A 26,881-nucleotide genomic window follows, 5' to 3' on the forward strand; every position below is an offset into this window, starting at 1 on the left:
AACTTTACTTGAAGACAGACAGATATCGTTTCTGTCTTTTTTTGTAATTTTTTATTGATATAAAGAGAGATATGAGTCTAGCCGTGTTTACTCTAGCCACAGATAGCAGCCTATTTGTGGTTTTTTTGATGATTTTCTTAACGCCTGTTGATCATGAATAAATGAGCAATTGGAGGAAAAGAATATGAATAGACTAGAATTAAAGCAGTTAGCCAATCATCACGGTTTAGAAATTTTAGAGAATACCATCAAAATAAATGAATCAGGTGTGGATTTCCGTGTCGCACATGTCGAAGATTTACATGGTGATCAATGGATATTACGAATGCCTCGCAGACCTGAATCAATGAAACATACCTTACAGGAAAAAAAGACATTAGATCATATTAGTAAGCAGGTTCACTTTCAGCTCCCTAAGTGGTCTATCTTTACAGAAAGTCTGATTGCTTATAAACAATTAGAGGGGGTACCGGCAGCTAGTATTGATGTGGAACAGCAATCTTATGTGTGGAGTTTTGATCAAACGAATGTACCGCAAGCTTATTATGAATCATTAGGAAGAGTTTTAGCGAATGTACATTCCTTAGATCAACAGGCTTTTAAAACGATCGGTGTGGAGATGCTCAGTGCTCATGAATTAAGAGGATCAATGAAACAGCGAATGGAACGTGTCAAATCGCAATACGCCATTAACAGCGGTTTATGGGAGCGCTGGCAAGAATGGCTAGCTAAAGATTCTTTATGGCCGCCTTTTGTGGGGGTGAAGCATGGAGATTTACATCCAGGCCACATCCTGATTGATGAAAATCAATGTGTTACGGGTGTGATTGATTGGTCTGAAGTGGGGGTTGGTGATGTATCTGCAGACTTTTTGTCGCATCAACTTCTCTTTGGGAAAGAAGGATTAACAAAACTTATCCATGCGTATGAAAAAGCAGGCGGGAGAACTTGGCCAGGAATGGATGAACATATAATAGAACTTCTGGCTACAAGTGCGATCACTGTGGCCGAGTACGCACAGAGATCAGGATTGAAAGATATGCATCAAACTGCAGCATACATGTTGGCAAACGAAAGCTAATCAATCAGAACGAATCCAAAAAAAGCCCTGAAAAGGGCTTTTTTTAATCTAATTCATGAAAAAACTGTTTGAGTTGATCGATGAAAACTGATTTGGATCTTCCTTTTTTATAAATGAACTCGATATTGATGTTGAAATTGATGGATGGATCGATTGAAATTTGTTTTAATGTTCCTTGTTCTACCTCATTTCTAACACAATGATGAGGAAGAAACGATAGTCCCATTCCTTAAAGCACTAAATTTTTTGCGGTTTCCATATGATCAACCTCAATGGAAATGTTCGGTGTGATGTTGTTTTTTTGAAATAATCGGTGGAGCATCAACCAATCAAATGATCCATAGTCAAAGAAAATAAAAGGCTGTTCTTCTAGTTCTTTCATATTGATGTTGTCATGGCTGGCGAGCGGGTGATGAGTTGGGACGAACAGCCCGATTGGATCGCTGAAAATAGGGATTGATTCAATTTGAGGATGTGTTTCAGTTCTGACAATCCCAAAGTCTACTTGGTTGTTAATCACTTTTTTGACAACATCCTTTGAATGTCCTGTTACGATTTTCACTTTCAGGTTTTCGTATTTTTCTTTTAGTGCGGGTAATATGTTAGGCAATAGATTATTGGAAATAGAGGATGCGCATCCAATCGTCAATTCATAAGGGATCATCGTTTGTTTGAGACTATGCTTTGCTTCTTGATAAGAATGGAGGATCTTTTTGGCATGCGGGTAAAACTGTTCACCTTTTTCCGTCAGAGATAGTTTATTTCTCTGTCTATCAAATAATTTCAGGTCTAATTCTTTTTCTAACGATTGAATACGTGCCGAAACAGAAGGCTGGGTTAAATACAGTGCTTCCGCAGCTTTATTGATACTGCCTAGCTGGCATACATAAATAAACACTTCTATATTCTCAATATTCATTTTATCCCCTTATATTACGTTCTTTAAATGTTTAGCTTTTCAAGCTCATACACTAATTTTACAGCTTCTTTCGCCAAAATGACAGTAGGGTCAATCACTTTCACATCTTTAGTTGACCTTAGTACTAAGGGGATTTCTGTACAGCCGGCAATGATGGCTTCTGCTCCTTGATTGATTAAAATTTCTGCAGCTAACGCCAATTCACTTTCGCCTTTACTTAATTTTCCTGCTTTCACCGCATATATCCCATTCATAACGTTTCTGAAGATTTTCACTAGGAATCATGACGTCAATCTTGTGATGAGCACAAGCCCTTTGATAGAGCTGGGTTTTTAATGTTCCATCAGTACATAGTAAGCCCACAGATGTATATTGATGTTTGTTCAGGTAATTTGCGGTTTCTAATGGCATATTCATAATAGGGATATGGGTGGAATGTTGTACGTTTTCTAAAAAGAAGTGAGCGGTATTGCATGCAATGAGAATAAAGTCCGCTCTTTGCACGTTCTAATCTCTTAGCTGATGCAATCATATCATCTGTAGGATCTTCGCTTTTCCCAAATATGGCATTGGTTCTATCAGGGATTTGAGGATAATTATCAGCAATCACATGGATATAATCCTGATCTTTTATCGCTGGTGTATGAGAAATGATTTTTTTCATCAGATCAATCGTTGCTAAAGGACTCATCCCGCCCATAATTCCGATCGTTGTAGACATATACGCCACCACATTTCTTTTTTTTCTATTATAAAAAAAGAAAGCATGGTGAGCGTTATAGAAAAGTTCTATATGTATATAGAAGGTTTATCAAAAGCGTCTTTTAATAGCACTTAGCGGCCCTCTCTGATTGAAATTGGCGAATAACAACCCGGTGTGTCCTTGTAAATATGCTGTTTGCACTCATGTTTTAACCTCACTTTTTAGTTTGTTTTTGATTTGAAAAAGTCTATCAGCCATTCAGATAGCTGCTGCTGTGCTTTACTGACAAATCGATCTGCATAATAAGTTAATTCCAAGTGACGAACAGGCGCCGGATCAGCAATAGGAATCGAAACAATATTTGGCCACGTCGAATGGTATTGCAGCAACCCTCGCGGCTGAATGGTTGCACCGATGCTGGCTTCAACCAGCTGCAATAATGAAGATGCGGACCCAACTTCCATGACGGTGTCCAGTTCAACACCCTGTTCTTTACATACGTCATCTACTAAATCCCTTCCTAGATATCCCTTCGGATACATAACCAAGGCATGCTGCGTCAGCTCTTCCAATGTCACTTCACTCTTTTGGGCTAGATCACTTTCTGAATGAACAAATAATTCGTAGGGCTCACTTCCAAGTGGAATTTGAACGAGACGCTTATCCGCAGGCCCACGCAGCCCGATGCCGAGATCCACTTTATGCGACAGTACTTCTTCACGAACGAAGATCGTTGAATATGCTTTCAGATTGGTTTCGGGATAAAGTGTTTTAAATTCTACAAATAGCGGAACAAGCTGAAAGTCAAGATCGGAGGGGAGTACTGCAAGTCGAACGTTTCCTCGTTTTTCAGATAACAGTTCTTTCATCGCATTTTTTGCATCTCTTTCAGCTTGAAGCATTTTCATACCATATTGATAAAGCAGAGAACCCGCTTCAGTTGCAACGACTTTTTTACCGATTCGATCAAAGAGCGGCATCCCAACTTCTGCTTCAAGCAGCCGAATCTGTTGGCTTAATGTAGGCTGTGATATCCCTAATTGCTCAGCAGCTTTTGTGAAATGTAAATGATCGAATACAGCCATGAAATATGTAATATGCCGAGTATCCATTTGTCATCCTTTCATAATTAATAGTTTTTTACTATCATCATAATACGAATTATTGTATTGATCAATGAATGCGGCAGATTTATACTCAAAGTAACTTCAACAAGATGAGAGAGGAAGAAGAGCATTGATGAAAAAAATATTTTATTTAGCCGCTTTATTTTTAGCTGCTCTAAACTTGCGCCCAATCATTACGTCCGTGGCTTCTATGATGAGCATGATCCAAACAGACCTTGGTGTCAGTGCACTGACAGCAAGTCTTCTAACCACTTTACCGGTCTTGTGCATGGGGGTGTTTGCACCTGTAGCAACTAAACTAAGCCGCCGTTTTGGTTTAGAGAGAACGCTTTTTTTCTCGATTCTTCTCATCACAATCGCTACTGGACTACGTGGGACGAGTCAAACGGTTGCCATCCTTCTCATCACTGCATTTGCAGGAGGAGTTGGGATTAGCTTTGCAGGACCTTTGTTGTCTAGTTTTATCAAAAAGTATTTCCCAAAAAATCCGGGGATTGTGAGTGTCTATTCTATTTCGATGACAATAGGGGCAGCACTTGCTTCCGGCTTCACCATTCCGATTTACCTTCGCAGTGAGCATAGCCTTCCGTTCGCCTTATCTTGCTGGGCGGTTTTAGGGATCATCGCATTGATCTTGTGGCTAGGGCTGGCTCGGAAAAAACAACAGGCTGATCATGCAGTTTTACCGCTAAGGCTACCGCTGCGAAACAAAAAAGCCATTCAATTCACCTTGTTCTTTGGCTTTATGTCCAGTATGTTCTATTCGATAACAGCATGGATTTCACCCATCGCCCTTAGTTTTGGAAATAGTCCACAGTATGCCGCCATGCTGCTAACGATATTTACACTGATTCAGATTCCGGTGGCACTACTCGTTCCAGGAGTCGTCACTCGCTTAGGAAAACCGAAATTATTTCTGATTTTATGCAGCGTGTCAGAGCTGATCGGCCTTATTTTCCTTCTACTTCCAATGCCTATTTTGCCAGCCGTCATTTTTCTAGGGATTGGGGCAGGTGGATTATTTCCCTTAGCACTTATGCTGCCCATTATTGAGACGCGTACACCGGAGGAGGCTGGTACATGGTCCGCTATGTCGCAGATGGGCGGATACATCATGGGCGGGTTTGGTCCGTTTTTCATTGGCTTGGTTTTCGATCTAAGCGGACATTTTCAAGCTTCCATTGTCGCAATGCTCGTCATTGTCTCATTGATGATTGGTGTTCAGTTATCAATGAAATTAGGTAGAAAAGAGGAAGAAGTGTCGAGTTAAATCATGCTGCTTCACATTTCAATCAAAACGGGGAGGTTTTATTGCTTAAGAAGGGGAGCCTGGGTAGAGATACTGGGTGCTTGTTTATGATGGAACGTAAGGAATGTCTTCATTTTTCGCAGCCGCTTTTATAGCTTTTCTTTATTGAGTTTGCGCAATAATGGAATATTTCACAAAATAATAGAGTCATCTAAAGGAGGCAAGTATTGTCTCTCTTTTGTTGTTTTAGGAGTAAACACCAGTGATCCTTTCATTTAACCAGAAATGCTATTGCTTTTTTGCTCGATTAAGAGTTTGATTATAATAGAGACTGTAAAACAGAAGGCGATAGAATAATTCAGTATCATGAGCTCCAGTTATTTTTGCAAGATATGTTCCGAGAAAAATTTGCATAAAAAGAACTAGAGGTGAATAATATGACAAGCTATGAGTCGAAAGACATTTTAAAGCAAGCAATCATGAAGACGTACAATCAATACGATGAAGAATTCAATATGATTCCAGAAGAAATGAAAGATGATCGAATAGAGGATGTAAGCCGAACTCCTGCAGAAAATTTGGCCTATCAAGTTGGTTGGACAACCCTGCTGCTTCAATGGGAGCAACACGAAACTGAAGGAAAGGTTGTCCATACGCCAGCAGAAGGTTATAAATGGAATCAGCTTGGCACATTATATTCTCTTTTTAATGAGAAGTATGCCTGCCAATCACTAGTCGCATTAAGAGCTCAGCTCAAACAGAATGTTTTAACTATTTGTGATATGTTGGATCGTATGAGTGAAGAAGAAGTGTTTGAACCTCATCAACGAAAATGGGCGGATGATGCGACAGCAAAGGCTGTTTGGCCAGTTTATAAATTTATTCATGTGAATACCGTTGCTCCTTTTAAAAATTTCCGTACTCAAATTCGTAAATGGAAACGATTAAAACAAGTATGACGTGAAGGATATACGATGTACATATTTCGTTAGAACTAAACTTGATTGTATCATCTTATTTTAGAGAGAACAGGGGGCGCTGATTCGAGCCCAGTTATTCCTTCTTATCAAAATTACGATCACTCACATGGCTTCTTTACAGGAGCTTTTTTTCTTATTTTTGCGGTTTCTTTTCGGTGTCGGACGATTCACAAAATGATAATATATGTCATTATAGGGAAAATAGAGGGAGGGGTAAGGACGGATGGAGAAAGTGCTTTCTTCTCACGTCGGCTTGAAAATCAATGAATGGTATTATCATATTCAAAGATTTAACGTACCGGACGCCGAGGCATATAAAGAAGAAATCAAATCAATGCTTGATCATATGGAAGAGAATCAGGATTTATTATTGTATTTCTCACTTATGGAGTTCAGACATAAATTAATGCTTGATTACTTGAATCCTTTAGAAAATGGAAAAGAGCGGGCGAACTTTAGGGAACTCGCAATGAAGATCAAAAGGGATCAAGAGAAATTAACAGGATTGCTCGAGTATTACTTCAATTTTTTCTACGGCATGTACGAATTTGAAAACTACGAATACCTCAATGCGATTACCTTCTATAAGCGGGCAGAAAAAAAGCTGTCTCTTGTCAGCGACGATATTGAACGTGCCGAGTTCAATTACAAGATGGCAGAAATCTATTACCACATGAAACAAACCCATATGTCGATGCACCATATCGCACAGGCAATAGAATGTTATCGAGAAAAAGATACATACACAGTAAGAGAAATCCAATGTTCTTTTGTCATTGGATTAAACTATATAGATATGGGCTGCCCCGAAAAAGCAATACCCCATTTTCAACACGCACTAGAAAAAGCCGCCGACAACTCAACAAAACGATTAAAAGGATCAGCACTTTATAATTTAGGGTTGAGTTATTTTCATAACAAAGAATTAGCACAAGCGATTATTCACTTTAATGACTCGATTAGTGCATTTAGAGAGCAGGGATACGAGCATTTAAATAGAATCTTAGATCCGCTCATTATGTTGTCAAAAGCCTACTTCAAAATGAAAGAACAGGATTTAGGTACATACGCTTTAAATAACGGAATAGAACTATCTGAAAAGCTGAAAGATCATGTTCTATTATTGATATTCAAGTTTTTAAGATCCCTATACATTGACAACAATTTTGAGCAGTTGGAAAAAATAATGGAATTGTTAGAAATAAAGTCAATGTATCCTGACCTAGAAGATTTAGCAAAAGATGCTGCAAAATATTATAATGAGATGGGAGATAAAGACAATGCGATGCATTTCTATGAAAAGATTCTTTATTTCCAAACTCAAGTGAAGCGGGGGGACTGTCAGTATGAAATTTAAAACGTTATCAGTAGTATTCGTGATGATTAGTGTCATAAGTGTTGTTAGTTATTTTACGTCAGAAGTGACAGCAAGTCATGATGAAGCTAGGAGAGGTCATACTGCAAGTATTGGTTATACTGCTTAAGTAAAAAGCCCTTTAAGGGCTTTTTACTATAAAACGGAATATATGCTATGAATAAAGAATATTTTTTCCATAGAAAACATACTGAGGAGGAAGTAAAATGACAATGTTAAAATCAACATTATTTCGAAGGATTTTCATTATATTTTTTGCTTTAACCTTTATGATTAGTCTGTTCAATATGGCTGTGTTTCCAGGGACGCCAGCGTCTTATTATGTTGGCCTGATTTGTAAGATGTTGTTTATCAGTTTGTTAAATGGTCTATTTTTCGGAACAATTATCTATTTGATTGTCACCCTTCTCTTTGCTAAATCTTCAAAGGAAAATCAATAAACAAGTGAGCGGCTAAAGACCGTTCTTTTTTATTTTTAAAAATTGGACATGCTATTTTAAGAGAAAATGAGATGACTTAATTTATGATCTAAATCGCAATTCCTGTAAATGTTTTTCCATCATACATTCAATTATTTTTAATAACTTACTGCATTATATTTTAAAGGGTGTTACCGTTGGATGTAAGGAATGATTGGCCAATCTTCCAATAAGAGTTGGAGGGAAATCATGAATTGCAAAATTGAAATATTAAGCAATATGAAGATGGTGTATATGAGGAATATAGGACCGTATGGAAGCAAAATGAATATAGAAATGATGAAGCATTTTAAAAAATGGATCAATAAACATCAATTAAATGATGAATTAAAGAAACATGGCATATACGGGGTTCCTCAAGATGATCCTGCAAGGACTTTACCTGAAAAATGCAGATATGACCTCATGATCATGACAAATAGAGATTTCTCTAATGATCAAATGGTTCAGACTGGTCATTTTGAAGGGGGAAAGTATGCTGTTTTTACAATGAGGCATACAACTGAAAAAGTGAATTTGTTTTGGAGTCAATTACCTGACTATATTCAGAACAATCAATTGAACATGCGTCAGGCACCTACTATAGAGCGATATAGAGAAGAGGAAGGCGAAGATAAGGTGTGTGAATTCTTACTGCCTATCTTTTAAACACTTTATCGAAATTCAATGGGAAAGCAGACCTTTATGGTCTGTTTTTCTGCATATCAGATTTACATTCTTAAATCATCTTGCTTCAAATGCTATACTATGGCTAAACCATTCATGAAGGGGCATGATAGGAGGAGCATTGTGTGATATTCATCATAGGCATTGTCATTGCTTTTATGATTGCTATTTTAGGTTTTACTGTTTTCGTAGAAGTAGGAAATGGACTGGGAACGGCTCTCAGCATCATCGGAGGACTGGTCATTTTATTCATAGCCGGTAGATTACAAAGACGAAAAGAACAGAATGATCCCAACATATTATTAGATAAGATGATGATGTTTTTTCACGAAGATGGATTTCAGGCATCTACATATATCTTTTCAGAGCAGGTTGATAAGGGATTTGCGATTGATGATGAGCTAGAGAAATTGCGCTATATTGAACATCAACCTGGCGGCTCATCTAGAAAATATAGATTTGCAGTCACTGAGCTTTCCTTGAAAGATTTGAAACAAGTTGAGATGTTAGAAGATGGTGTGCCAATTGAATATTCAGCTGAGAGTGATGATAAAGAAGAGGTCTCGACGCTTGAATTAAGATTAACTATGAATGATCAAGAATCATCAACGATCACGATCAACTTCTTGCAATGTGATGGACCTGTTCGTAAAAGCAACGCTCATTACTTAGCTGAACGGGAAAATTTGCAGGAGGTTTATGATGATATTGAAGCAATGATGAAATCTGCTAATCACCGCTCATAGAGAAGAAATCACAGTTTGATGTGGTTTCTTTTTTTTATGTGTACCCAAGAAAAGCTGGTCCGGTCATTGTAGTTGAATGTTTTTCTCAAAAATGAATAAAGATAGACTAGACGCGAAAGCGAACATGGAGATAGAAAGAACTCTCATGTGATGAGGAGGAAAAATAAATGAAAAAGCTATGCAGGGAAGTTTGGATCGAAGTCAACCTTGACGCGATTAAAAGAAATATCGGGGCCATTCAAGCGCATATTCCGAGGAAAAGTAAGATCATGGCTGTCGTGAAGGCGAATGCTTATGGACACGGTTCAGTGGAGGTAGCGCGGCAGGCACTGGAGAGCGGTGCGACGGAGCTCGCAGTTGCTAGCTTGGAAGAAGGCATTGTATTGAGGAGAGCAAAAATTGAAGCACCGATTCTGGTCCTTGGATTTACGCCGCTTGACTGTGTGAAAAGGGCTGCAGCCTGGAGAATTGACCTTTCAGGCCTTCGTGAAGACTGGATTGTTCAAGCAAATGAGATCTTAGCGGAAGAAGAAAGTCAGCGTCGGCTTGGGATTCATGTCAATGTCGACACAGGTATGGGGCGATTAGGTGTACGAACGAAGGAAGAGCTGTTAAGAGTGGTGGAAGCCCTTGAAAAGAGTGAAAACCTTAGATGGGATGGGATTTTTACGCATTTTTCCACTGCAGATGAGCCTGACCCTGATTTTACGCAGCTGCAGCACAGCATTTTTATTGATTTTCTTCGTTTTTTGAAAAAACAAGGAATTAAGCTGCCGACCGTACATATGAACAATACAGCGGCTGCCATCGCGTTTCCTGAATTTAGCGCCGATATGATTCGACTAGGCATCGGGCTATATGGGCTGTATCCTTCGCAATACATTGAAAGCTTAGACGCTGTTCAGCTAGAGCCCGCTCTCAGTTTAAAAGCAAGGATTGCGTTCGTGAAGGAAATGGTGACAGAGCCAAGGACCGTCAGCTATGGTGCAACGTATGTAGCAAAACCTGATGAAATCATTGCCACCATACCGATCGGTTACGCAGATGGGTACTCACGTGCTTTATCAAATCGGGGATTTATGCTTTTCCGCGGAAAACGAATGCCGATTGCTGGCCGAGTCACAATGGATATGACGATGATCAGTTTAGGAGAAATGAAAGCAAAGCAAGGCGAGGAAGTGGTCATTTACGGCCGTCAAAAGGACGGAGAAATTTCTGTCGATGAAATCGCCGAAATGCTCAATACGATCAACTACGAAGTCATCGCCACCTTAAGCCGCCGCGTTCCTAGGTTTTATCGTCGAGGCGGGAAGATTATTAAAATATCGACGCCGGTGATGTATGTGTGAGAGTAAATAACAGGTGCAATTTGAGGATATTTGTTCTGGTGTACAATGATAAAAATTAAATTTTATTACAAATATGTCGATAAAAGGAGGGATATTTAAGATATGGAGGAAAGAAACGATGAAAAAAGGTTTATTTTTAGTGCTTTTGACTATTTTTATGATGGTCACAATTCATCCGTTAAAAGCTCATGCAGCTGAGACAAATGGGTGGACGAAGCGAGCGGACTTACCTGAAGAGCGAATCGGAGCAAGTGTAGGAGTAGTTGACGGGAAAATATATGTATTCGGTGGAGCAAGTCAACAGTCTAAATTCAACAATTCAACATATATGTATGATCCTAAAATTGATTTGTGGTCAGAAAAAACAAGTATGCCTAGATTAAGAACAGGAGCTACCTACGCAACAGTAGGTAAAAAAATCTATGTCATTGGCGGCCTTACTGATACAACTAAAACAGTTCACAAAACCATCGATGTTTATGATACAGAACTAGATCAATGGACAGAAGAACCAATTAAGATGCCTGAGAAATTTATATATACATCATATATAACTGGTTCCTTAAGAGCAGTTACAGTTGGAGAAAAAATTTATATAGTAGCATCTTTATCAAGCTCTCAAGTAAATTTTTATTCCTATGATACGGTAAGTGGAGAGTGGGAAAGTTTAGATAATTCTCAATTAGCTTCTCGTCAGGGTAGAAGTATTTCAGAGATAAATGGAAAGTTATATATTGCTGGTGGTGAGGCTAACGTTAGCCGAGCGAATGATAAAGATATATTAGAATATGATATGACGCTAGGGAAGTGGCAACGGTTAAAGGATGTTCAGTTAAATTCTTTTGCATATGAAGCTGCTTATGCGACATACAATCATAAATTATTTTTGATTGGCGGTCAGCAAATTGGAGATAGATCAAGTAAGTTATTAAAACAAGTTCAGATATTTGATCCACAAACTAGACAAGTCCAAGATTCTTTATATGAAATTCCTGAAGGTAGAGTTGGATCTGTAGCAGTTATTACTGATGATCAATTATATGTCATTGGTGGAAGAGATTATGCTGAGTCAATTGGTAGTCATTCTGTCAAAAACACTTTTAAATCTGTTATCTCAATTCCATTAAAAGATCTGCAAAAAGTCACTAAGGATCAGGATGAAACAAAACCAGATGATGGGTCAACCGAAGAACCAAAAGATCAGGATGGAACAAAGCCTGGTGATGGGTCAACAGAAGAACCGAAAGATCAGGATGGAACGAAGCCTGGTGATGGGTCAACCGAAGAACCGAAAGATCAGGATGGAACGAAGCCTGGTGATGGGTCAACCGAAGAACCAAAAGATCAGGATGGAACGAAGCCTGGTGATGGGTCAACCGAAGAACCAAAAGATCAGGATGGAACAAAACCTGGTGAAGAAGCAACAAAAGGTATACTTTCAATTACCATGATAAACGGGCTGCAAAAGGATTATTTGCTTTCAATGAAAGAGATTAATGATTTTCTAAATTGGTACAAAGAAAGAAGCTTTGGAATTGGGATGAACTTCTATGAAATCAATGATGAACACAATAAAGGTCCTTTCGCAAGTAAGAAGGATTATGTGGTGTATCCAAATATCTTAATGTTTGATATCAAGCAATACTGATATCATAAAACGATAGAGCTGCTGATTAAAGATCAGCAGCTTTTGTTTTTATAGGATTGTTAAAATTAGGATTAACGTCATGAGAAAAATGCGATATTTTTTTAAAAATCTGCTAAACATCCTATAACAACATCCGATAATAGAATTGTCAGGGTTGATAAGCCCTAGAATAAAGGACTTTTTTCAGACAAGGACGTCTGTCAGGTCCCACATACATGGAGGTAATAGGAAATGAGAATTAACCACAATATCGCAGCACTTAACACATTGAACCGTTTGTCTGCAAACAACGGTGCTAGCCAAAAGAACATGGAGAAACTTTCTTCTGGTCTTAAAATCAACCGTGCAGGAGATGACGCAGCAGGTTTAGCAATCTCTGAAAAAATGCGTGGACAAATCCGCGGATTAGAAATGGCTTCTAAAAACGCACAAGACGGTATCTCTCTTATTCAAACAGCTGAAGGTGCATTGACTGAAACTCATGCAATCCTTCAACGTATGCGTGAACTAACTGTTCAAGCAGGTAACACTGGAACTCAGCAAACTGAAGATTTAACAGCTATTAAAGATGAAATGGATGCATTAATCGAAGAGATTGATGGCATTTCTAACCGTACAGAATTTAACGGTAAAAAATTACTAACTGGAGAATATGCAGTTAATACAACTACTCCTGCAGACCAAAAGGATTTAATCTTCCAAATTGGTGCGAATGCTACGCAACAAATTAAAGTTAACATTGAAGCAATGTCTGCTGATGCTCTAGGAACAAGTGATACTTTAAATGTTTCTTCTTTAGATGTAACTAAATTTGCTACTAATGCACCTGATGTAGCAGCTGATGGTTACGATGCACAATTGAAAATTGTTGACGATGCAATCAATAAAGTTTCATCTCAACGTGCTAAACTTGGTGCAGTACAAAACCGTCTAGAGCACACAATCAACAACCTGGGTGCTTCTGGTGAAAACTTAACAGCTGCTGAGTCTCGTATCCGTGACGTTGATATGGCGAAAGAAATGAGTGAGTTCACAAAGAACAACATTCTTTCTCAAGCTTCACAAGCAATGCTTGCACAAGCGAACCAACAGCCACAAAACGTACTTCAATTACTACGTTAATGAAGAGCCCCTTTTATGGGGCTTTTTTTTATGCTGTTTTTTTCTTCTCATTTTCTCCAGTCTTATGATTCTTAAATCCCTCTGATAAATCATGAAAAATGACCTTTAAATTTGGCATACTCTAGCGAAACGATCATAATGAATGAGACTTATTCCTTATTTATCCCTTTTTTGTTAAACAAATTCCATCAGTGTTCGATAAATGGATTGTAAGGCTTACAAAAAAATTCTAATTTAGAACTTTTGGACAAGGATGTTCAATTGGTTCAAACACATGGAGGTAATAGGAAATGAGAATTAACCACAATATCGCAGCACTTAACACGCTGAATCGTTTGTCTGCAAACAATGGAGCAGGGCAAAAGAACATGGAGAAGCTGTCTTCTGGTCTTCGCATCAACCGTGCAGGAGATGACGCAGCAGGTCTAGCAATCTCTGAAAAAATGCGTGGACAAATCCGCGGATTAGAAATGGCATCTAAAAACGCACAAGATGGTATCTCTCTTATTCAAACAGCTGAAGGTGCATTAACAGAAACACATGCGATTCTTCAACGTATGCGTGAACTAACTGTTCAAGCGGGTAACGTTGGTACTCAACAAACAGAAGATTTAACAGCGATTCAAGAAGAACTCACTGCTTTGGTGGATGAAATTGATGGGATTTCACAGCGTACAGCATTTAACGGAAAGAATCTGTTGGATGGTAGCGTAGAAGATGGATTCCAATTTCAAATTGGCGCAAACATTGAGCAAAATATCAACGTACAGATCGGCAAAATGGACGCTGAAACCTTGACTGTCAAAGATATTAAAGTGAATGAAGATGGTTTTGACTTTGACGTCGAAGTAGCAAAAATTGATGAAGCAATCGGCGCAGTATCTAAACAACGTTCAGCACTTGGTGCAGTACAAAACCGTCTAGAGCATACAATCAACAACCTTGGTGCTTCTGCTGAAAACTTAACAGCTGCTGAGTCTCGTATTCGTGACGTGGACATGGCGAAAGAAATGAGTGAGTTCACAAAGAACAACATTCTTTCTCAAGCGTCTCAAGCGATGCTAGCTCAAGCAAACCAACAGCCGCAAAACGTACTTCAATTATTACGTTAATGAAAAAGCCCCATGAAGGGGCTTTTTTTGTTTCAATCTAATGAAAGTAAGTGCTGCAAACGAAAGTCAGGAACCGCTTCATGGAAAAAAGCTCGATTGTCTTCATCATCCTCTTTATCCCACTGACTCCACCATTCAGCAGTTTCTCCAGAGGCGTCGGATTGAATCATGTCATGCAGCTGTTCTAAGTTGATAACATTGATAAAACTTTTGCAGCGAGCATTCCCGTCATACCGCCGCCAATGGCGATCGCCTGCTCATATGTCATAGGTTGTCTCACAACATGCGCCTCCAATGAATATACAAAATGATTACATGACCATTTCATCATATGTTGATGCTTAAATTATAGCAAATTTGCGTTTTGTTGAATATAGAGAGGGAATCTCCTTCTTTTTACTCGTACATATGAGAAATAACTTTAAACATCATCATTATTTTTAAAAAATAACTATTATTTTAAGAAGGACTACCGATAAATAACATAAGGGGGTAGAGAAATTGGATATACTACAGAGTATTGTGACAGCAGCACCTTATATGATGCAGATTTTAAAAAATGAAGTGACGATGGGTATCATTGACCGAGAGAAATTTTTGCTGTATTTGCCATCGAAAGATGTTGATTTTCAAATTCGAGCTGGTGAACATATTAAAGCAGATGATCTGAATATGAAAAAAGCGCTGAGAGGTGAGACATCAAGTATGTTTGTACCTGAATCAGTGTATGGAGTACCATTAAATGCAATGGGATTGCCAATTTATGATGAAAATGGGCAAGTGATTGGTGCCCTCGCTTTAGGATTTCCGCTCAAAAATCAAATAGAGCTTGAAGCATATATGGAGTCATTAAATGACATCATTCAAAGTATTCAAGAAAAGGTGCACGTGGTGGCGGCACATTCAGAGGAGCTTTCTGCTACAAGTGAGGAGATGACCTTACAAACGCAGCAAACACTAGAAAGCTCGAAACAAACAGCCGATATTACAAAAATGATTAAAGGCATCTCGAAACAAACGAGTTTGCTAGGATTGAATGCGTCAATTGAAGCGGCCAGGGCAGGAAAAGAGGGAGCTGGTTTTAGTGTTGTAGCAAGTGAGGTTCAAAAGCTTTCAAGTGAAACTTCACGTGCAACAGAAAACATCGAAAGCTCATTGCAAGGGATTTCCTCCAATATACATACATTACTTGAGAGTATGGGCCATATGAAAGGTTCTTCATCTGAACAGGCTTTACTTGTGACGGAGTTTAGCGAAATTGTGGAACGATTGACGATCGTAAGTAAAGAAATGAAAGAATTCATGCAGCATGTGATGTCAACGTAAAAAACGAATCCAAGAGGGATTCGTTTTTTTGATGCGCTATTTTCTCTTGTTCTGATCAAAGCGATAATCATACGTGTCGCCCTTCACGACATTTAAAAACTCATGTCCAATTTGAACAAGCTGTCCGTTTTTCCATTTGATGAGAGGGTCTTTGTCAGGGTATTTCCAGTAAATCGTCTTCTTACGGTGGGTCAGTTTGTTTTCAATTTCTGCTCTAACTGCGTTTTCCTTTAGCTTTCCTCCGCTATGCTGATAGGTGTTGATGATGTACATTCCGTCAGGTGATGACATCGAGCGGATGAATGTTCCGTGAGACACGCCTTGAAGAGAGAAGCATTTCCAATAAATAATGCCAGCGAAGCTAAGGAGTAAGATGATAAGGATGAGGGTGGTTTTCTTTTTTAACATGAAAAATTCCTCCAGATGTAGATCACAATATTTCTAATTTATGAGAGAGAATACAAAAAGATTCATATAGTCCAAAAGTTCTATTCGTTTCAATTATCGGTCATTTTTTCTCAAAATTCAACAGAAAGCCGTAAATGTAAGGAAAATTTAAGGAAGAATTCAAGTGGTGTATTTGATTCGAAACCTCTTTACAAAAGAATAAGGGATCAGTAGACTTATGCTCATATAGAGAAATGGGGCAGATGACATGAGACAAATCATCGATACGTATCAAAGTTATGAAGAGCTTTCCGCTCATGAAAGAATAGGAATTGATTATCGAATTCTTCACGAGCGGAAAGGTGACCAGCTTCTGGTTTTGTCGCCTCATGCCGGAGGAATTGAATCCGGCGTGAGTGAGCTCATTCATGAAATATCTAGTGATTATTCTATGTATTTATTTGAAGGCCTTAAAGTAAAAGGCAATCATGTTCTTCATATTACAAGTACACGTTTTGATGAGCCGGTTTGCCTTTCACAGGTGCATACCCATCATTATACGTTTGCACTCCATGGTTACGGAGAAACAGAGGTGCTTCAAACGTTAGTGGGAGGTACGGACAGAGAAAGAGCGGCAGAAACTGTGAAACGTTTAACGCTAAATGGCTTTCACGCATTGCTTCTATCTGAATCTGATCGTTTTTCTGGAACACATCCTGATAATATTAATAACCAATGTCTGACGGGAAAAAGTGTACAACTTGAAATTAGTCAGGCGCAAAGAAGAGCATTTTTTCAAGACTTTAGGCGTCGCTACCGGCGTGATACACAAACTGAACAATTTTATCGGTACACAAATGTACTCAAACAAGTATTAGCCCTTTATGAATAAACTATTATCGTTTTATGTGATGATTTACGTTTGATAAACAGCTTCTTTTTCTGCGACCTTTTCTGCTTTCATTAAATAAGACGTAAACTCCTGTTGAAAGCGAATGCCTGCTTTTCGCTGTTCGAATAAGGCAAGCCGCTTTTCAGCAAAAGCTCTGGTGACGTGAAACGTTTGAGCAATATGCAAAATGGCTTGCTGCCGAAGGGTTGGAAGCTTCATTTGCAGCAGCATAAAGGTTGGAACACAAAAGTGATACATGAATTGTTTTGCCTGAAACTCCTGCAGTTCTCGAAAAAGTTTGTTCATTTTGAAATGATTGCCTGTATGCTTTAGCACATGACAAAGCTCGTGGGCAAAATCCTGCCATTGTTCTTCAGGTGATAGGGATCTGTTTAATATAATACTGTAAAGACCTTGATGTTGGATCATCATGCTGCCAGTCTCCTCGTAGTGGACCCATACATGAAATTCAGAAGCGATCCTTTGCATCTCTCTATAAGCAGGACCGCTTATTTGTAATTGAGCATATAACCGCTTAATATCTTCTTCTAAATGGGTTAAAAAACCAGTCATTTAAAAAACCTCCATACAAACGTATGTTCTATTTTTGGCGTAAAAGAAAAGTCCATATAGGACTAAATAGCTAATTGAGCTATTACTTACTTTTTATATCGGCTTATTTTTAACAATTTTAACATAAATTCAAGGAAAAATGGAAGTAATTCCTGTTTTTTTCTGTATTTTTGCACTTTCCACTACTAAAAAGAGTGATTGAATTCAAATTTTACCATAGTCTTCTCATGAAAACAAACAAGTATTGTCTTACGAACGCCACCGATTGATGAGAAAGATCAATTCAATCTAGCAAAAGGGAGTGCAGAACATGGTACAAATTTATCAAGATTTTATTCCAGTTGGAAACGGAAACCGCCCAGGATATGCGATGACACCGGAGTATGTGACGGTGCATAACACAGCAAACACGTCAAAGGGAGCGGATGCGAAAAGTCATGCGGCCTATGTAAAACGCCCAGCGACAGAGGTGAGCTGGCATTTTACAGTGGATGATCATGAAATCTTTCAGCATCTGCCGTTAAATGAAAATGGCTGGCATGCAGGGGATGGACATGGGAATGGTAACCGGAAGTCGATCGGAATTGAAATTTGTGAGAATGAAGATGGAAATTTTCAGCAAGCGGTCAAACATGCACAATGGCTTATTCAAAAGCTATTAAAAGAACATCACATTCCGCTAGCAAACGTGGTCACACATCAGTACTGGTCTGGAAAAGCATGTCCACGCCAGCTTCTTTCTACATGGGATGAATTTAAAAAAGGGATTGAAACGGCAGAAGATCCGGAGCCGGTCATCACGTATGTCGTTAAAAGCGGAGATACGTTAACGAGTATTGCGAAAGCTCACGGGGTCACAGTTCAAGATTTACAGAAGTGGAATGACATTAGTGATCCGAATAAGATTCAAATTGGACAGGTTCTCAAAATTTATCGTAACGATGCAAAGAGCACGTATGAGCTGCCAGATGGGGTTTTAAAGGTGACGTCTCCATTGACAAAGGGAGAGCACGTACGCCTCGTCCAACAGGCGCTTGCTGCTGTTTATTTTTATCCTGATAAAGCAGCTGCAAATAAAGGAATAGACGGAGTTTACGGAGAAAAAACGGCGAACGCCGTAGCGCGTTTTCAGCTGGTAAATGGTCTGACAAGTGATGGAGTATACGGACCTAAAACGAAGGAAAAACTTCTGAAGCTGTTAAGTAAGTGAGTGTTTCTGTTTGTATGATTGGATGACTGCTTCACTTTGCTCATTTAATCGACGCATATAAGGCGACGACTTATATTCAGCAAACTGAACATATCTCAATTGTTTGATTTTCTTTTTCATTTATTGGCACCTCAATCGTTGCAACGTATAGATTATTGTATGCAAGTCTATGTAAAAATGGAAGCAGGACGCGGATTTTGTTCCGCGTCCTTTAGTGTAATCAAGCCCTTTTATTTTTATACTCATCCAATAGCTGTTCATTCTTTTTAAAAATACGCTCTGTATGGGGACTTACCTTGTAATCCGCCATACTGATATGTTGCTTTTTCTTTAAAATCTTAAAAGGGTTTTTCTTGCGATTGTTGTTATCCCCTTGAAGTGCGTGGTCCATCTTCATCACCTTCCTCTTCATCAGGCAAGATTAGGTCATAAATTGTTGTAAGTGACGTCATTAATAAATAGTCGAACTCAGTGACAATGTCATCAGAGGTAAGCTTAATGACGAAGTGATCATCTGCTACAGAAAACGGGATGAGCACCAATTTGCCGAAATCATCGTAATAGACTTCCTGCCTGTCAAGCTTCGCCTGAATAAGAGCTCGCTGGTCAAGTGTCCGCAGCAGGTCATCTTTTTGTTCCTGCGTATCGTATGGACAAAGAACCGCTTGAATATTCATCTTGTCGGCAAAAGAATAAATGAGCCGTTCAATTCCCTCTATATATGCCTCTACACTTCCATAATATACATGGATCGGTTCGTTTTTCAATAGGTATTGGTACGTTTTTAGTTTGTTGAGGTAAGAATGAAGTAGATCGTTATTTTGTTCTAGGAGTTGGTGGGTGTCGGTTTCCAGTTCGTGATTTCCGAGTTTTTTAATATAGGAGCTGAGAAAGATGAATGCATCGGTTAATGCAAAAAAAACAGCAATAATCAAGTAGTGCATCCAATCGGTGAAGATTGAAGAAGGGTCATTTGTCCAGTACACAACAGCACCAGCTACATAAATCCAATACCACGTTTTACGAATGGCAAACATCTTTTCTTTTACTTTTTGTTCAAAACGCCATACGGCAAATACATATACAGCAAGGGCACCTAGCAATAACCACACGGTCAATTGAAAAAATAATAGCATGTTCTTCTCTCCCATAGACAGATGGATACTTATTTATTTCTATGGATATGATTGGAAACCCTGCTTCATGAAAAAATGGCTTGTAGGAACAAGGTGTTGAAGTGTGCGGGCAAATAAAAAAAGACCTGTCAGACAGGTCTTTGATATTAGATAATCGCATTTAACACAAAGTATATAAGAGCCCCTAGAGTTCCTGAAATCGGTAATGTGATCACCCAAGTGACAAGCATGCGTTTTGCCGTACCCCAGTTTACTCCTTTTACTCTGTGTGCAGAACCTACACCTAGAATAGAAGATGAGATCACGTGAGTGGTACTAACAGGTAAGTGAATAAATGTCGCACCGAAGATAATCGCTGCACCCGTTAAATCGGCAGATACTCCGTTTACTGGACGAATTTTCATAATTTTACCGCCGACTGTTTTAATAATCTTCCAGCCGCCAATAGAAGTACCTAGTCCCATTGCAAGCGCACAAGAGAATTGTACCCAGAAAGGAATGTCGTCTGTTGTATGCAAATTACCTGCAATTAAAGCCATCGTAATAATTCCCATCGCTTTTTGCGCATCGTTTGTTCCGTGGGTATACGATTGCAGTGCAGCAGTTAAAATTTGAACACGTCGGAATTGTTTATTTGTTTTTGCGAGATTGTTGTTTCTGAATACAAATTTGATAATGGTATACACGATATATCCCAATACGAAAGCTAGGATAGGTGAAAGCAATAGTGCTTGAATGATTTTAATGAATCCCGAATAGTTTAAAGCGCCAAAACCAGCAGAGGCAATAACAGCTCCTGCAATTGATCCGATCAGTGCATGTGAAGAACTACTCGGAATCCCGTAATACCAAGTAAGCAAGTTCCAAGTAATGGCCGCAATTAAAGCAGCCAAAATGACAACAGAACCGTTTTGAAGTGTAAAAGGATCTGCGATGTCTTTTGTGATGGACTTTGCCACACCTGTAAATGTCATTGCTCCTAAGAAGTTCATGAACGCTGCCATAATAATAGCATGTCTAGGCTTTAACGCCTTTGTTGAAACCGAAGTGGCAATGGCATTTGCTGTATCGTGAAATCCGTTGATGAAATCAAAAGCAAGTGCACAAATGACAATAAATATGGTAAGGATGAGTAATGTGTCCATGTTTAACTAACCCCGTTACGCATTCTTCATAATGATTGTTTCTAGATTGTTGGCAACACTTTGACAGGAATCAGCGATTTCTTCAAGTGTTTCGTAAATTTCTTTGTATTGAATGACCTTGATTGGATCAGTCTCTTTTCCAAACAAGTTCTTTAGTGATTTACGATAAAGATTGTCACAATTATGCTCGATCTCTTTGATTTTGATTGCGTGTGGTTGAATATCTTTTAAGCGATTTTCAGCCAGTAAATCAATTGTAATTAAAATTTCCTTTGCACATTCTCTGATGTAGTGGCTGAATTTGTCGATATGTTCGTCAGAGCTTGTCATTGAATAAATTTCCATTGTCGCTGAAAAATGCTCAATTCCATCTAAAACATCGTCGAGGCTATTCGTCAATTGAAGAATGTCTTCACGTTCAATCGGTGTAATAAAGGCTTTGTTCAGCTCTTTAATCATAGTATGAACATGATTATCACCTTTTGTCTCATATTCCTTCAATGTGTCAGAAAATTCTTTCAGAGTGGTTTGATTTGTTACTTTATAGCTAACAAAATACTCAGCAGTTTCATCTAAATTTTTAGCAATTTCCGTTAACAAGACGGAAAACTTGTCTTTTTTCCTTTTTAACATGTAAAAACCCTCCATTGTATAAATGAGACAATGCACACATCAAATAATTATATATTCTTTTGTCGAAAAAAAACAGGTGTAGTCGAAAATTTCTTCACTTTTTCTATTTGATCTTATTCTGACCTAAAGATGTGTTCTCAACACACCTTTTTCAGAAAGGAGAAAAGAAATGAAAAAAGCGGTCCATTTTTGGCGCCGCTTAAAGCTTAAGAAGCTGAATAAACAAGTTTAAATCGCTCGCAAACAAGGAGCATGTCTTCTTTAAATTCTAATCCGTACGGTTTGAGTGCTTCTGTAAAAAATTCTTGATGGGCTCTGTACCAATAGTTATATGAAAGATCGCCTTCACCTTCTGCTTGTGCAAATGATTCTGGAACCTCATTCATTGGCATGACATCTACATGCGTGATCTCTATGATGGCTTTTGGTTCGTCATGGCTGTCCAAAATGACCGCATATTGTCCTGCCTTTGGAAGCGGCTCCTGTTCCTTTTCGTAAAAAAGGTGTCCAGAACAAGTCGCTGTTTTTTTCCCTCGCAGAACAAGGTCAAGCAAATGATCTGGGTCTGCTCCAAATGCCCAAGCGGAAACAGACGCGTCAATTGGTGCACTTTCTGATTTTTCTTCCCAATATGTTTCCCAAAATAAGGTGCTTTTCTGATTCATCATTCTTCCCCCTTTGTGATGTGTTTATTATACCGTGAAATCAAATACATGGAAGTATAGTGTCTTTATCCCTACTGAGTAAGTATGTCATATGTTTTGAAAATCCGCTTTATATTTGATGAATATAGGATGATAGAATGAAAATTTTAGAAATTTTAGAATAATCTATTGTATTCTGGTCAAGAAGTCGGTATGGTCAAAGTAAGAATATGGAAGGGGTGTTGTGTATGAAACGCATTTCTTTAACTATTTTGTCCATATGTCTGCTGGTTTTCTCGTTTTTTCTGCCTGTCAGTCAGGTCACTGCAACCGAAACTCATGGGAATAAAGTAGCTGTTGGGAAAGATGGCATGGTGGCTACTGCCCATCCGCTCGCATCAGAAGTGGGGGCAGATGTTTTAAAGAAAGGTGGAAACGCTGTTGACGCTGCTGTTGCCATCCAGTACGCACTGAATGTGACAGAGCCAATGATGTCTGGAATTGGCGGCGGAGGATTTATGATGGTTTATGATGGGAAGACTAAAGAAACATCCATCATCAATAGTCGAGAAAGAGCACCACAAGGCGCAACACCAGACATGTTTTTAACAGATGAGGGGGAAGTCATCCCGTTCGCTGAGCGATCTACACACGGTAATGCTGTTGGTGTTCCAGGGACTGTAAAAGGTCTTGAGGCGGCATTAGATAGGTGGGGGACCCGCTCGATGAAGGAATTGATTAAGCCTTCCATTCAGCTTGCAGAGGATGGATTTGAAATCGATTCTGTCCTGGCAAAAGCCATTGATGATCATCAAGGAAAATTGAAAAAAACGGCCGCAGCGCCAATCTTTCTTCCAGATGATCAGCCGCTCAAAGAAGGGGACCTCCTAGTTCAGCCAGGTCTTGCAAAAACATTTAAGCTCATTGCGAAAAAAGGAAGCAAAGCATTTTATGAAGGAAAAGTAGCAAAGGCACTTGCAAATACAGTCCAAGATTTTGGCGGAACGATGACAACTGATGACATTGATCGTTATGAGGTCAAGACTGACAAGCCTATCTGGGGAGACTATAAAGGATATCAGCTTGCAAGTATGCCTCCACCAAGCTCAGGCGGGGTGTTTATGCTGCAAATGCTCAAAATACTTGATCACTTTAACCTATCTCAATATGACCCCAAATCATTCGAAAAATATCAGCTGCTTGCTGAAACGATGCATCTCTCCTATGCTGACCGTGCTGCATATGCCGGCGACCCCGAATTCGTAGATGTTCCACTAAAAGGACTATTAGACGATGATTACATTTCAGAAAGAGCCTCTCTTATTGAATTAGATCAAATGAATCGTAACCCGAAAGAAGGAGATCCATGGGCGTATGAGGATGAAAAAACCCCATCCCCTATTGTCCCGCAGCCAGAAGATAAAACCATTGGTGAGACCACACATTTTACTGTTGCCGATCAGTGGGGAAATGTTGTGTCATTCACAACAACCATTGAACAGTTATTTGGTACAGGGATTCTCGTCCCGGAATATGGATTTTTCTTAAACAATGAACTAACAGATTTTGATGCAAGACCTGGCGGAGCAAATGAAGTTCAGCCGAATAAACGTCCATTATCCAGTATGACACCGACCATCATATTTAAAGATAACGAGCCTGTCATGACAGTAGGTTCACCGGGAGGAACGACCATCATTGCTTCTGTTTCACAAACCATATTGAATTTGCTTGAATATGACATGGAGCTTCAGGATGCAGTTGAAGAACCAAGGATTTATACAAACAGCCCAACTTCTTATCGTTATGAAGTAGGTGTCCCTCTCGATGTGAGAACAAAGCTTAATAATATGGGGCATCGTTTTGGCAACTCGCCTATTGATATAGGAAATGTTCAAGCTCTACTCATTGATCGAAAAGCAGGAACCTTTACTGGAGTGGCTGACTCCTCGAGAAACGGGACTGCTGTTGGCGTCAATTTAAAGCTCTCTGCCCAATAAGAACATTTCCCGGGAAAAGAAGCGCCTCTTATGGCGTTTCTTTTTTGTCTAAATATAAGGAAAACTGAGATAGTTTGAATCATACATAGCTGATCAGACAACCGAAGGCTCTTGGCCATTTGAAGTACAGGACTGTGATGTATTTCAATGGCTAAGGGCCTTTTTTGCGTATGAATGACAAGGTTGTTGCTGACATCAAAGAGCAAGTACATGAGCTTTTAGAGAGAGGAAGTCACATTTAATAAGAAGTAGAGCATAGTTGAAGAAAGATGGAAAAAAGACTGCATCTTTTTTCATAAAATTTTTCCTAGGAACATTGACTTATAATTTAGAATATTATAATATCTTTACAAAGGTAACAACATTGAACATTTTTCGGTAATTATATTTGTAAGCGCTTTATAAAAGGTTCTATTCCAAAATGTTCTTTCTTTTTGTTACATGTGTTCATATTTATGCCAAATGAAAGGGGTGGTTGTTTGAACAACTTGTTTGAGTTAGATGAACAGCTGATCAAGCTGCAGTACGATGCATCTTCGAGAGAGGAGGTGACCACATATTTAGCGGAGCGATTAGAAGCGGGAGGATATATTAAGTCGAGCTTTTTACCAGCGGTACTTGAAAGAGAAAAAACATATCCTACGGGCCTTCCACTTGCGACCTTTGGGGTAGCAATTCCACATACAGATCCTGAGCATGTGAACAAACCTGCGATTAGTGTAGCCACTTTAAAGGAACCTGTTATCTTTCACAAGATGGGGAGCCCTGATGAAACTGTGCTAGCCAAAATTGTGTTCGTCCTAGCAATCTCTGAACCTAGTAAGCAGCTCGTGATGTTAGAGAAGCTCATGACACTTTTTAGAAAAGAAGAGGTGATGACGAGGCTGTCTCACATGACATCGTATGAAGAAGCGGTTGCCGTGCTTGAGCAAGAATTAAACCAATAGCCTTTCACAAAAATAATATAAGCGCTTTATCTGAGAAATCCAGGAGGTGGATGTATGATCAAGCAAGTTGTCGATTTTATATTAGACCTTGGGCCAACTATTATGCTTCCGATTATTATGACGATTTTCGGTATGATTTTAAGGCAAGGCTTTAAGAAATCCTTCCGAGCCGGTATTACGATCGGAATTGGATTTGTCGGCGTCAACCTTGTCATTAATTTGCTTGTGAGCGGCCTTGGGCCAGCAGCAAAAGCCATGGTTAATTCCCTTGGGCTAAAGCTCGATATTTTGGATGTTGGATGGCCGATTGGAGCTGCTATATCCTTTGGTACACCCGTTGCCCCTTTGATGATTCCTCTTGTGCTTTTGTTAAATGTCATCTTATTGTCCGTTAACTTTACGAAAACGCTGAATGTGGATATTTGGAACTTCTGGCATTTGATTTTCGCAGCCTCCGTGACTTACTACGCTTATCATAATATGTTCTTGGCCCTCGCTGTTGGTTTAATCGTCTCTGCTATCACGCTTAAATTAGCCGATTGGACGGCACCGACAATCGAACACCATTTTGGATTAAAAGGCGTATCGATGGCTCATGCTGAAACGGTCAACTTCGCGCCGCTTATGTATGCGTCCAACCGTATCATTGACAAGATCCCTGGCTTAAACAAAATTCATGCTGATCCAGAAACATTGAAGAAACGTTTTGGCATTTTTGGCGAACCGCTTGTGATGGGTCTCATACTTGGTATCATTATTGGTCTTCTAGGCGGCTATGATGCGAAAGGCGTCATGACGCTTGGTATTCAAATGGCAGCAGTTCTTGTACTAATGCCAAGAATGGTTGCGTTATTAATGGAAGGTCTTATTCCAATCTCTGAGGGCGCTCGTTCTTATATTCAAAAGCGTTTCCCTGGGAAAAATGTCTATATTGGTTTAGATACAGCGATTGTGATTGGTCATCCGGCGAATATGGCGGTAGCCCTTCTCATGGTGCCGATTACGATTTTACTTGCTGTCGTTCTGCCTTACAATGGCATGCTCCCGTTTGCAGACTTATCGGTTCTTCCATTTACAGTTGTTTGGGCAGTAGCAGCCGCTCGTGGAAATATTATTCGCGGTCTTATTAACAGCATTTTTACATTGATGATTGTCTTCTTTATCGCAACGAATCTCGCACCGCTTGCGACAACAATGGGGAAAGCAGTCGGCTTTGATTTCCCAGAAGGGGCCAACATGATTTCAGGTATTGACCTTGGTTCCCACGTCATTCCTTGGATCATGGTGAGACTTCTTGATCCGAGCAACCCGTACTTTATTGCAGCCATCATCTGTGCTCTGGCTTATGCGCTTCTATGGTACTGGGTGCGAAATGATATTAAAAAGCAGTATGCGAAAGAAATGGGCTTAGATCAGAAAGAACAATAAACGA

The 26,881-nt window shown here is 39.3% G+C and carries 25 protein-coding genes and 2 pseudogenes; 16 read left to right on the forward strand and 11 right to left on the reverse strand.

The window, feature by feature from the left end; all coding sequences use genetic code 11:
- The first annotated feature begins 184 nt into the window (after positions 1-184).
- Positions 185-1,081, forward strand: coding sequence for a macrolide 2'-phosphotransferase (locus C6344_RS01600; RefSeq protein WP_066031016.1), 897 nt, complete (start codon positions 185-187; stop codon positions 1,079-1,081).
- Positions 1,082-1,124: 43 nt separating this feature from the next.
- Here the strand turns inward: C6344_RS01600 and C6344_RS01605 are convergent.
- The 3 genes and pseudogenes from C6344_RS01605 to C6344_RS01615 form a co-directional block, all read right to left on the reverse strand.
- Positions 1,125-2,000 (reverse strand): annotated as a pseudogene (locus tag C6344_RS01605) (LysR family transcriptional regulator).
- A 23-nt stretch (positions 2,001-2,023) separates the two neighbouring features.
- Positions 2,024-2,721: pseudogene (cuyB, locus tag C6344_RS01610) on the reverse strand (cysteate racemase).
- A gap of 203 nt (positions 2,722-2,924) precedes the next feature.
- Positions 2,925-3,815: a LysR family transcriptional regulator gene (locus tag C6344_RS01615; protein ID WP_060596054.1), complete on the reverse strand. Its 891-nt coding sequence runs from the start codon at positions 3,813-3,815 to the stop codon at positions 2,925-2,927.
- Between the two features lie 127 nt (positions 3,816-3,942).
- Between C6344_RS01615 and C6344_RS01620 the strand changes: the two genes are divergently transcribed.
- The 9 genes from C6344_RS01620 (at position 3,943) to hag (C6344_RS01670) (ending at position 14,556) form a co-directional block, all read left to right on the forward strand.
- Positions 3,943-5,100, forward strand: coding sequence for an MFS transporter (locus tag C6344_RS01620; RefSeq protein WP_060596055.1), 1,158 nt, complete (start codon positions 3,943-3,945; stop codon positions 5,098-5,100).
- A gap of 416 nt (positions 5,101-5,516) precedes the next feature.
- Complete coding sequence (locus C6344_RS01625; protein WP_060596056.1) at positions 5,517-6,038, forward strand: ClbS/DfsB family four-helix bundle protein; 522 nt, start codon at positions 5,517-5,519, stop codon at positions 6,036-6,038.
- 244 nt (positions 6,039-6,282) lie between these two features.
- A complete protein-coding gene (locus C6344_RS01630) occupies positions 6,283-7,416 on the forward strand; it encodes a Rap family tetratricopeptide repeat protein (RefSeq protein ID WP_066031014.1) in 1,134 nt (377 codons plus the stop codon).
- A 686-nt stretch (positions 7,417-8,102) separates the two neighbouring features.
- Complete coding sequence (locus C6344_RS01645) at positions 8,103-8,561, forward strand: AraC family transcriptional regulator (protein WP_060596057.1); 459 nt, start codon at positions 8,103-8,105, stop codon at positions 8,559-8,561.
- Positions 8,562-8,704: 143 nt separating this feature from the next.
- Positions 8,705-9,325, forward strand: a complete 621-nt coding sequence (locus tag C6344_RS01650; protein ID WP_106072670.1) for a hypothetical protein — start codon at positions 8,705-8,707, stop codon at positions 9,323-9,325.
- 167 nt (positions 9,326-9,492) lie between these two features.
- Positions 9,493-10,674, forward strand: coding sequence for an alanine racemase (gene alr, locus C6344_RS01655; protein ID WP_106071554.1), 1,182 nt, complete (start codon positions 9,493-9,495; stop codon positions 10,672-10,674).
- A 118-nt stretch (positions 10,675-10,792) separates the two neighbouring features.
- Positions 10,793-12,322 (forward strand): Kelch repeat-containing protein, encoded by a 1,530-nt coding sequence (locus C6344_RS01660; protein ID WP_106072671.1) that lies wholly within the window; start codon positions 10,793-10,795, stop codon positions 12,320-12,322.
- A 231-nt stretch (positions 12,323-12,553) separates the two neighbouring features.
- Positions 12,554-13,444 carry a flagellin Hag gene (hag, locus tag C6344_RS01665; RefSeq protein WP_106031532.1) on the forward strand — a complete coding sequence of 297 codons (891 nt, stop codon included), beginning with the start codon at positions 12,554-12,556 and terminating at the stop codon, positions 13,442-13,444.
- Between the two features lie 290 nt (positions 13,445-13,734).
- Entirely contained in the window at positions 13,735-14,556 is an 822-nt protein-coding gene (gene hag / locus C6344_RS01670) for a flagellin Hag (protein ID WP_044141245.1), read from the forward strand.
- Between the two features lie 32 nt (positions 14,557-14,588).
- Here the strand turns inward: hag (C6344_RS01670) and C6344_RS01675 are convergent, their stop codons facing one another.
- Entirely contained in the window at positions 14,589-14,726 is a 138-nt protein-coding gene (locus C6344_RS01675; protein ID WP_189288326.1) for a hypothetical protein, read from the reverse strand.
- A 331-nt stretch (positions 14,727-15,057) separates the two neighbouring features.
- On the opposite strand from C6344_RS01675, the gene C6344_RS01680 reads away from it, so the two are divergent.
- A complete protein-coding gene (locus C6344_RS01680) occupies positions 15,058-15,882 on the forward strand; it encodes a methyl-accepting chemotaxis protein (protein WP_106036716.1) in 825 nt (274 codons plus the stop codon).
- 36 nt (positions 15,883-15,918) lie between these two features.
- On the opposite strand, the gene C6344_RS01685 is transcribed toward C6344_RS01680, so the two are convergent.
- A complete protein-coding gene (locus tag C6344_RS01685; protein ID WP_034663103.1) occupies positions 15,919-16,290 on the reverse strand; it encodes a DUF5412 domain-containing protein in 372 nt (123 codons plus the stop codon).
- Positions 16,291-16,537: 247 nt separating this feature from the next.
- On the opposite strand from C6344_RS01685, the gene C6344_RS01690 reads away from it, so the two are divergent.
- Positions 16,538-17,161, forward strand: coding sequence for a poly-gamma-glutamate hydrolase family protein (locus tag C6344_RS01690; RefSeq protein ID WP_034663100.1), 624 nt, complete (start codon positions 16,538-16,540; stop codon positions 17,159-17,161).
- 24 nt (positions 17,162-17,185) lie between these two features.
- Here C6344_RS01690 and C6344_RS01695 read toward each other — a convergent pair whose 3' ends face one another.
- On the reverse strand, positions 17,186-17,734 hold the full coding sequence (locus C6344_RS01695; protein WP_060596065.1) for an ImmA/IrrE family metallo-endopeptidase: 549 nt from the start codon (positions 17,732-17,734) through the stop codon (positions 17,186-17,188).
- 310 nt (positions 17,735-18,044) lie between these two features.
- Between C6344_RS01695 and C6344_RS01700 the strand changes: the two genes are divergently transcribed.
- Positions 18,045-18,944: an N-acetylmuramoyl-L-alanine amidase gene (locus tag C6344_RS01700; protein WP_060596066.1), complete on the forward strand. Its 900-nt coding sequence runs from the start codon at positions 18,045-18,047 to the stop codon at positions 18,942-18,944.
- A gap of 220 nt (positions 18,945-19,164) precedes the next feature.
- Here C6344_RS01700 and C6344_RS01705 read toward each other — a convergent pair whose 3' ends face one another.
- The 5 genes from C6344_RS01705 to C6344_RS01725 all read right to left on the reverse strand — a co-directional run bounded on the left by C6344_RS01705 (position 19,165) and on the right by C6344_RS01725 (position 22,523).
- A complete protein-coding gene (locus C6344_RS01705; protein ID WP_411265992.1) occupies positions 19,165-19,356 on the reverse strand; it encodes a type II toxin-antitoxin system SpoIISB family antitoxin in 192 nt (63 codons plus the stop codon).
- Entirely contained in the window at positions 19,310-20,080 is a 771-nt protein-coding gene (locus tag C6344_RS01710) for a type II toxin-antitoxin system SpoIISA family toxin (RefSeq protein WP_003211137.1), read from the reverse strand. Before C6344_RS01710 ends, C6344_RS01705 begins: the two co-directional genes overlap by 47 nt.
- A gap of 146 nt (positions 20,081-20,226) precedes the next feature.
- Positions 20,227-21,225, reverse strand: coding sequence for an inorganic phosphate transporter (locus C6344_RS01715; RefSeq protein ID WP_034663089.1), 999 nt, complete (start codon positions 21,223-21,225; stop codon positions 20,227-20,229).
- Between the two features lie 15 nt (positions 21,226-21,240).
- The gene (locus C6344_RS01720; protein WP_003212390.1) at positions 21,241-21,858 is read right to left on the reverse strand and encodes a DUF47 domain-containing protein; all 618 of its coding nucleotides are present in this window, start codon (positions 21,856-21,858) and stop codon (positions 21,241-21,243) included.
- A gap of 206 nt (positions 21,859-22,064) precedes the next feature.
- Complete coding sequence (locus C6344_RS01725; protein ID WP_060596067.1) at positions 22,065-22,523, reverse strand: ASCH domain-containing protein; 459 nt, start codon at positions 22,521-22,523, stop codon at positions 22,065-22,067.
- 227 nt (positions 22,524-22,750) lie between these two features.
- Between C6344_RS01725 and ggt the strand changes: the two genes are divergently transcribed.
- The 3 genes from ggt (at position 22,751) to C6344_RS01740 (ending at position 26,877) form a co-directional block, all read left to right on the forward strand.
- Positions 22,751-24,502 (forward strand): gamma-glutamyltransferase, encoded by a 1,752-nt coding sequence (ggt, locus tag C6344_RS01730; RefSeq protein ID WP_106072672.1) that lies wholly within the window; start codon positions 22,751-22,753, stop codon positions 24,500-24,502.
- Positions 24,503-24,981: 479 nt separating this feature from the next.
- Positions 24,982-25,449 (forward strand): PTS sugar transporter subunit IIA, encoded by a 468-nt coding sequence (locus C6344_RS01735; protein WP_060596068.1) that lies wholly within the window; start codon positions 24,982-24,984, stop codon positions 25,447-25,449.
- A 54-nt stretch (positions 25,450-25,503) separates the two neighbouring features.
- Positions 25,504-26,877 carry a PTS galactitol transporter subunit IIC gene (locus C6344_RS01740; RefSeq protein ID WP_060596069.1) on the forward strand — a complete coding sequence of 458 codons (1,374 nt, stop codon included), beginning with the start codon at positions 25,504-25,506 and terminating at the stop codon, positions 26,875-26,877.
- Positions 26,878-26,881: the final 4 nt, after the last annotated feature.

The sequence above is a fragment of the Bacillus sp. GBSW19 genome (assembly GCF_002998655.1).
Classification (GTDB): Bacteria; Bacillota; Bacilli; order Bacillales; family Bacillaceae; genus Bacillus.